This window comes from Micromonospora sp. NPDC049048 (genome assembly GCF_043197615.1).
Classification (GTDB): Bacteria; Actinomycetota; Actinomycetes; order Mycobacteriales; family Micromonosporaceae; genus Micromonospora.
Genome location: NZ_JBICTM010000003.1, coordinates 347657 through 354861 on the forward strand (window position 1 = coordinate 347657; position 7205 = coordinate 354861).

The 7205-nt window shown below is 73.8% G+C and carries 7 protein-coding genes; 1 reads left to right on the plus strand and 6 read right to left on the minus strand.

The features are described 5' to 3' along the window. Window positions 1-4 precede the first annotated feature (4 nt). From ACGFIG_RS12190 to ACGFIG_RS12210, 5 genes are all read right to left on the minus strand, one after another. Entirely contained in the window at window positions 5-679 is a 675-nt protein-coding gene (locus ACGFIG_RS12190; RefSeq protein WP_393001965.1) for a DUF4166 domain-containing protein, read from the minus strand. Continuing rightward, window positions 676-1383, minus strand: a complete 708-nt coding sequence (locus tag ACGFIG_RS12195; RefSeq protein WP_393001967.1) for an SRPBCC family protein — start codon at window positions 1381-1383, stop codon at window positions 676-678. Before ACGFIG_RS12195 ends, ACGFIG_RS12190 begins: the two co-directional genes overlap by 4 nt. 106 nt (window positions 1384-1489) lie before the next feature. Continuing rightward, window positions 1490-1882, minus strand: coding sequence for a VOC family protein (locus ACGFIG_RS12200; protein ID WP_393001969.1), 393 nt, complete (start codon window positions 1880-1882; stop codon window positions 1490-1492). Between the two features lie 114 nt (window positions 1883-1996). Continuing rightward, window positions 1997-2635 carry a lipoyl(octanoyl) transferase LipB gene (gene lipB, locus ACGFIG_RS12205; protein WP_393001971.1) on the minus strand — a complete coding sequence of 213 codons (639 nt, stop codon included), beginning with the start codon at window positions 2633-2635 and terminating at the stop codon, window positions 1997-1999. 77 nt (window positions 2636-2712) lie between these two features. Beyond that, the gene (locus tag ACGFIG_RS12210) at window positions 2713-4533 is read right to left on the minus strand and encodes a DUF3488 domain-containing protein (protein ID WP_393001973.1); all 1821 of its coding nucleotides are present in this window, start codon (window positions 4531-4533) and stop codon (window positions 2713-2715) included. A 161-nt stretch (window positions 4534-4694) separates the two neighbouring features. On the opposite strand from ACGFIG_RS12210, the gene ACGFIG_RS12215 reads away from it, so the two are divergent. Further along, window positions 4695-5942 (plus strand): PHB depolymerase family esterase, encoded by a 1248-nt coding sequence (locus ACGFIG_RS12215; RefSeq protein WP_393001975.1) that lies wholly within the window; start codon window positions 4695-4697, stop codon window positions 5940-5942. A gap of 126 nt (window positions 5943-6068) precedes the next feature. Here ACGFIG_RS12215 and ACGFIG_RS12220 read toward each other — a convergent pair whose 3' ends face one another. Next, window positions 6069-6971, minus strand: a complete 903-nt coding sequence (locus ACGFIG_RS12220; protein WP_393001977.1) for a TIGR01777 family oxidoreductase — start codon at window positions 6969-6971, stop codon at window positions 6069-6071. Window positions 6972-7205: the final 234 nt, after the last annotated feature.

A 7205-nucleotide genomic window follows, 5' to 3' on the forward strand; every position in this document is an offset into this window, starting at 1 on the left:
TCCGTCAGTCCCCGGGATTCTCCCGCAGGGGGCGCACCGCCGCCGGCACCGGTGCCCGGCCGGGCCGGACGTACTCGACGGTGAAGCTGCCCGTGTATCCGAACAGCGGCCCGACGAGCGGGTTGGTCACCCGTACCTGGATGCGGAAGCGCCCGCTGCGCTCGTCGTACCACTCCCGCAGGTGCGCCTGGCCGGTGAGCGCCGCCGGGCAGGGCAGCCCGCCGCGGAAGCGCTGGGCGCCGCTGCGGACGGTCAGCGCGCCGGTGGGATCGACGCCCAGGTGCAGGTCGACGGCGAGATGCTGGTGGGTGCCCAGGTAGTCGACCAGGACACCGCGCCGCGGGCTGTAGACCATGGTGGCGTCGAAGCGGCGCCGGCGGTGCGTCGCCACCTGGAAGGTCCGCACGAACGTCAGCGTGGGCCGGCGGTACGAGTCGGCGTAGGCGTAGTTCTCGATGGTGAACGGGACGTCGACGCCGGTCTCCGGGAACAGGATGTGCCGCAGGGTGCCCAGGTGCAGGAACGGCGTCGTGAAGGCGGGGCCCCGCCAGACGCGCTCCATGACGCCGGTGCCGACGCAGCCCAGGTCGGTGCCGCCGTCGACGCCGAAGCGGCGCCGCAGTCGCGGATGCAGTCGGTCGAAGTCGGCGCCCAGGGCGCGCTGGAAGACGGAGGTCACAGCTTCTCCAACAGCGACGGGGCCCGGGCGGCGAGACGGTCGGGCGGCCGACGTCGGCAGCGGCGGGCGGCGGGGGTGTGCGGGTGGGGTGGCAGCGCCACCGCGACCACCGAGGCGGCGAGCGCCGCGAGCGCCCCGGCGGGGGCGCCGTCGAGCCACGCGACCAGGGCACCGACGCCCGCGACCGCGAGCGCCCGGAGGGCCACCTCGCGCGCCGCGTTCCCCAGGGCCCGCTCCGGCGGTACGTCCTGCTCCAGCCACAGCCGCAGCCGGTCGAACGACCACGCCGTGGCCCAGCCGAACACCGGGCGGAACGCGAGGTCGGCGAGCCGCCCCCAGGCTCCCCAGCGGGGGGCGTACGTGTAACCCGTCAGGAACCGCACCCCGGCGGGGCCGGGCAGGTAACGCCAGTAGCCCGAGCCCGCCGCGATCAGGGAGCGCGGATCGTCGGAGCCGAAGCGCAGCGCCGAGGTACGCGTGCCGTCCGGCCGGGTCCGCTCGCCGGCGTGCACGCCGTACCCGCCGATCCGGACGGCCGGCAGCACCCGGGTGACGTAGTGGAACCGGGCGGGCGTCGTGCCCGGCACGGGGTCGATGGCGCTGAACCGGACGTCCCAGCGCGGGTGTGTGCCGGGGTCCTGCGTCACCCGCCAGACCCGTTCCATCGGCGCGGCGATGAGCGTCTCGACGTAGACGGCCCGCATCGGCATCCTCCGTTTTGAGCAGTTGCTCAAGACGGAGCGTACCGCGCTTTGAGCGATCGCTCAATGGGCCGGTTTCGAAGTCGAGGACTCCCCGTCGGGCGGGCGGTCAGGCGGAACTGAGGAGGTCCCAGAGGTTGCCGGCGATGTCGCGGAAGACGGCGACCCGGCCGTACGGCTCGGTGCGCGGGGGCTTCACGAACTCGACACCCGCCTCGACCATCCGCCGGTGGGCGGCGTCGAAGTCGTCGACCCGGAGGAAGAAGCCGACCCGGCCGGCGACCTGGTCACCCACTGCCTGCGCCTGCCGGTCACCGTCGGCGCGGGCCAGCAGCAGTCCGGTCTGCGCGCCGGGCGGGCGGACGACGACCCAGCGCTTCGGGCGGCCGTCGTTGGTCAGCGAGGGGGAGTCCTCGACCAGCTCGAAGCCGAGCACGTCGGTGAAGAAGTCGATGGCCGGGTCGTACTCGGCCACGACGACGGTGACCAGATCGATCTGCATGCCCGTGAGGATAGGGGCGGGCCGGGGCCCGACGCGGCGCCGGAACCGGCGTGGGATTCCACGGGGCTCCTCGTCCGACGGGCCGGCGGTGGAGCGGACGCGGCCCGCCGACGGTCACGCCAACAGCGTCGGCAGGTGGCGCTCGACGACCGGCAGCACGTCGGCCACGGCGACCGGGCGGCCCAGCTCGGCGGTGAGCGAGGTGACCCCGGCGTCGCGGATGCCGCAGGGCACGATCCGGTCGAAGTACCCCAGGTCGCAGTCGCAGTTGATGGAGAAGCCGTGCAGGGTCACCCCGCGGGCGACCCGGATGCCGATGGCCGCCACCTTGCGGGCCGGCCCCCGGTCGTCCTCGGGCACCCAGACCCCGCTACGTCCCTCGACCCGGCCGGCGGTCAGCCCGAACTCGGCGCAGACGTCGATCAGCAACTGCTCGGTGCGGCGTACGTAGGCGACCACGTCGACCGGGTCGGGCAGCCGCACGATGGGGTAGCCGACCAGCTGCCCAGGGCCGTGCCAGGTGATCTTGCCGCCCCGGTCCACGTCGACGACCGGGGTGCCGTCCATGGGGCGGTCCCACGGCTCCGTGCGCTTGCCGGCGGTGTAGACGCTCGGGTGCTCCAGCAGCAGCACGGTGTCGCCGCGCTCCCCGGCGACCACCGACTCGTGCAGCCGGCGCTGCTCGTCCCAGGCGGCCAGGTAGTCGAGGACACCGGCGCGGACGGCCGTGAGGCCGGGGGTCGTCGTGGTCACGCCGCCAAGCCTAGCCCCGTACCGGCGGGTCACCTGCGGTGACGCGGCTCACGAGGGGACGGATCGGCCGGGGCGGTTCAGCCCTGCGCGACCCGCCACAGCCACACGTCGTCCACCCGCTCGGGCGGGCCGAGCAGCGCGGTCACCGTACGCCGGATCGCCTCCTCGTCGACCGGCCACTTCGCCCCGTGCACCTCGTCGGCCAGCACGATCGTCTCGATCCGCCAGTGCCGCAGGTCGGCGCGGACCTCCTCGATGCTGCCCTCGGTGACGATCGGTACGGTCCCGGTCCGGCCGGCCTGGTCCACCAGTGCGCTGAACAGGCGCGGCGGCGGGCCGATCCGCCCCCGCCCGTCCGGGCCGCCGGGGCCGAGGAAGAAGCCGGAGGGGATGGCGAACTCGCCCTGCCGGTGCGCCAACGCGTACGCCTGCCAGCGCTGACCGTCGGGGTAGACGTCGAGGGTCAGCGGCACCGGGGTGAGCACCCCGCCGGGAGAGACATGTTCCCGCCACGTCCCGGCGGTGATGAAGCGTGGGATCGGCTCGCGCTCGATGGTCAGCAGCGGGGTCGGCACCAGCGGCAGCAGCGCCAGCACGAATCCCGCCCACCACGCCAGGCGCGTCCGGCGCTGCCGCGGCGGGTCGGCGCGCAGCTGGTCGACGGTGTACGCGAGCAGCACCCCGATCACCGGCGCCACGATCAGCGCCAGCCGGGCGGGCAGGGCGGCGTTCACCACCGGCAGGTTCCCGAGCAGGTCGAACGGCATCGGCAGGTCGACGCGCCGCCCGTCGATCTTGGCCACGGGACCGAACGACAGCACGGTGAAGACGGCGGCGGTCACGCCCAGCGCCCAGAGCGTCGCCCGGCGGCCCGCGTCGGCGTGGCGCCACAGCGTCACGAAGCAGGCGACGGCGAGCAGTGGCAGCCCGATGCCGAAGAACGAGTTCTCCTCGGTCGGGTTGGGCGCCAGCTGGGTGCCCAGTCCCGCCTCCCCGGCGAGCGACCGGCGCGGGTACGCCCCGTACGCGACGACGTCCTCGGAGTGGATGACGGCGTCGAAGCCGGTGCCGTGGAAGCGCTGCGGGCCGGCGAAGTGCAGCCACAGCGGGTACGCCAGCAGGACCCCCGCCACGACGGCGGTCACCCCGAGGCCGCGTAGGAAGGTCGGCAGCGCCGCGCGGGCCTCGGCGCGGTGGGCCGGGTGCAGCGCCCAGACGGCGACGAAGACGCCGAGCGCCAGCGCGGTGAAGAAGAGCCCCTCGGCGGCGATGGAGAAGGCGACGGCCACGAGCAGGCCGAGGATCGCGCCGTCGCGCAGCGCGTGCCGGGAGCGGCGCAGCGCGAAGGTCCGCCAGATCAGCAGCGGCACCAGCCAGCCCGCGGTCCAGTTCAGGTGGGCGTTGGCGTGCGAGACCATGCCGGGGGAGAAGCCGATGAACAGTCCGCCGACGGCGGCGGCGAGCGGGCTGCGGACCAGGTGCCGGGAGAGCAGCCAGTACCAGGCGAGCGCGGTGGCGGCCAGGTTGAGGGTGAGGATCACCAGGAACGTGGCGGGTGGCCCGATCAGGTACGTCAGCGGCGCGAAGACGACCGCGTACACGGTGATCGAGGTGTTGACCGCGAGGTTCACCCCGTCCGGGACGTTGACCAGGTAGGTGAAGAGCGGGTTGTCCCCGTGGGTCACCGCGTGACCGCCGAAGGCCAGCAGCCACTCGAAGAGCGCCTGGTCGCTGGAGTTGACCGTGATGGCGCGGGTGTTCGGGTCCCGCCACAGCCCGCTGGTCACCCAGACGGCGAGCGCCAGCGCGACCAGCGCCACGATCAGGTCGGCCCGCCGATGGCGGACGACGCGGGGCGGCGAGGCCGGCGAAGGCGCCAGGGACGGGGAGGACGGCACGCAGCGGACGTTACCAACCGCACCGGGGCAGGCCGGTCAGGACGCACATCCTTCCGGCCGTGAATGTGTGACCGTGCCCCATGTCACAGCATCGACGTATCGACGTAACCTCGCGGCAATTCGCGGGTGACCCAGTTCACACCCCGTCCCCAGGAGGCCCCGTGCGCCGCTCCCCGTCCCTGCTCGCCCGGCTGACCGGCGTGGTCGCCGGGGTGGTCCTCGCCGCCGCCGCGGTGACCACCGTCGCCGCCCCAGCCCAGGCCGCCACCCTGACCCAGGTCACCAACTTCGGCTCCAACCCCGGCAACCTCGCCATGTACGCGTACCGGCCGGACAACCTGCCGGCGGGCGCCCCGGCCGTCGTGCTGCTGCACGGCTGCACCCAGAACGCGGCCGGCTACTTCGCCAACTCCGGCTGGCAGAAGTTCGCCGACCAGTGGAAGTTCACCCTCATCGTGCCGCAGCAGTCCAGCGCCAACCAGGCGCTGAGCTGCTTCAACTGGTTCGTCGAGCAGGACATCACCCGAGGCTCGGGCGAGGCGCTGTCGATCAAGCAGATGGTGGACCACGCCCGGAACAACTTCGGCACCGACGCCTCCCGGGTCTTCGTCAGCGGCCTCTCCGCCGGTGGCGGGATGAGCGCGGTCATGCTCGCCACCTACCCGGACGTCTTCGCCGCCGGCTCGGTCATCGCCGGCCTGCCGTACCGCTGCTCGCCGCCCGCCTCCACCAGCACCTGCCAGTACAGCGGGGTGAACAAGACCCCGCAGGAGTGGGGCAACCTGGTCCGGGCCGCGTACCCGGGACACACCGGCCCGCGTCCCCGGGTCGCCGTCTGGCACGGCACGTCGGACACCACCGTCGTGCCGGCCAACGCCACCGAGCTGCGCGACCAGTGGACCAACGTCCGGGGCGTGTCGCAGACCCCCACCAGCACCGCGTCGCTGCCCGCCAACACGGCCCTCGAGGTGTACGGCAACGACGACGTACGCGTCTACCGGGTCTCCGGCATGGGCCACGGCACCCCGGTCGACCCGGGCTCGGGGGCGGAGCAGTGCGGCACCGCCGGCGCCTACCTGCTGGACACCATCTGCTCGGCGTACCACGACGCGGTCTTCTTCGGCCTGAACGGCGCGACGCCCCCCAGCCCCACCCCGACGGCGAGCCCGACCGTGAGCCCCACGGCGAGCCCCACCGCCAGCCCGACCGCCTCCCCGACGGCCAGCCCGACCACGGCCCCTACCTGCGTGACGGCCAGCAACTACGCCCACGTCGTCGCGGGCCGTGCGTACCACTCCGGCGGCTACGCCTACGCCAACGGCTCGAACGAGCGGATGGGCCTCTACAACACCTTCTACACCAGCACCCTCAAGCAGACCGCCCCCAACCACTGGGTGATCGGCTGCTGACCACCCCGCTCCCGCTCCGCCCGGTCCCTCTCCCGACGCGTTGATCATGAAGTTGTTGTCGTCCCGCGTGGCGTGTCATGACAACAACTTCATGATCAACCGGGGTCGGGCAGGCGGGGTGGGGGGTCAGGGGGTGGTCAGGGCGGCTTGCAGGGCCGTGGACAGGGTGGGGTGGCGGTAGGTGAATCCGGCCTTGGTGAGCACCGCGGGGAGGACGCGGGTGCTGGTCAGCGCCTCGTGGGCGAAGCCGCCGAGCGCCACCTTCAGCGCCAGCGCCGGGATCGGGATGATCGCCGGCCGGTGCAGCTGCCGGGCCAGCTCGCGGGTGAACTCGGCGTTGGTCACCGGGGCCGGTCCCACCAGGTTGACCGGCCCCGCGACGTCGTCGCGGTCCAGCAGGAACCGGACGGCGTCCAGCCAGTCCGCCATGGAGATCCACGGCAGCCATTGCCGGCCGCTGCCGAGCCGGCCGGCGATCCCCAGCTTGAACGGCAGGAGCTGCGGCTTCAGCAGGCCGCCGTCGCGGTGCAGCGGCAGCCCGGTGCGCATCCGCACGACGCGTACGCCCGCGTCCTCGGCCGGTCGGGTCGCGGCCTCCCAGACCCGGCACACGTCGGCCAGGAAGCCCTCGCCCGCCGGGGCGTCCTCCTCGACGGTCCGGTCGCCGGTGTTGCCGTACCAGCCGACCGCCGAGGAATTCAGCAGGGTCCGGGGCCGGTCGCCCTGCGTCAGGCCGGCGATGGTGATCGCCAGCGTGGTGGTGGTGTCGACCCGGCTGGAGCGGATCAGCTGTCGGTACCCGTCGTTCCACCGCTTGTCGCCCACACCCGCGCCGGCCAGGTTGACCACCGCGTCCGCCTCGGCCACCACGGCCGGGTCGAGCTGCGCGGCGGCCGGGTTCCACTGCCGCTCGTCGGGGGTACGCGGCGGCCGGCGCACCAGCCGGGTGACCTGGTGTCCGTCCGCCGTGAGCCGGTCGATCAGCCGGGTGCCGAGGAAGCCGGACGCGCCGGCCATGAGGATCCGCATACCCACATCATCAGGTACGGGCAGCCACCCGTCCTGCGGCCGGTCACCTGCGCTCCTGCGGTCGGGGGCGGCGACGGTCGGATCCGGTCACCTGCACTCCCCGGCCGCGGGGGGGGGGCGGCCGGGTCGCCGGCGCCCCCCCCCCCCGGACCCCCCGGGGGGCGCCACCGGGGACAGCCGCCGGCGCGCCGCCCCGAGTTGTTGGTGCCCGAGTGGAGGGCCAGGGTGGGCCGG

What these genes read in the sequence shown, in the direction of transcription:
- ACGFIG_RS12195 (WP_393001967.1), bottom strand. Translation starts at nt 1,383, where the DNA reads ATGCGGGCCGTCTACGTCGAGACGCTCATCGCCGCGCCGATGGAACGG.
- ACGFIG_RS12200 (WP_393001969.1), bottom strand. Translation starts at nt 1,882, where the DNA reads ATGCAGATCGATCTGGTCACCGTCGTCGTGGCCGAGTACGACCCGGCC.
- ACGFIG_RS12220 (WP_393001977.1), bottom strand. Translation starts at nt 6,971, where the DNA reads ATGCGGATCCTCATGGCCGGCGCGTCCGGCTTCCTCGGCACCCGGCTG.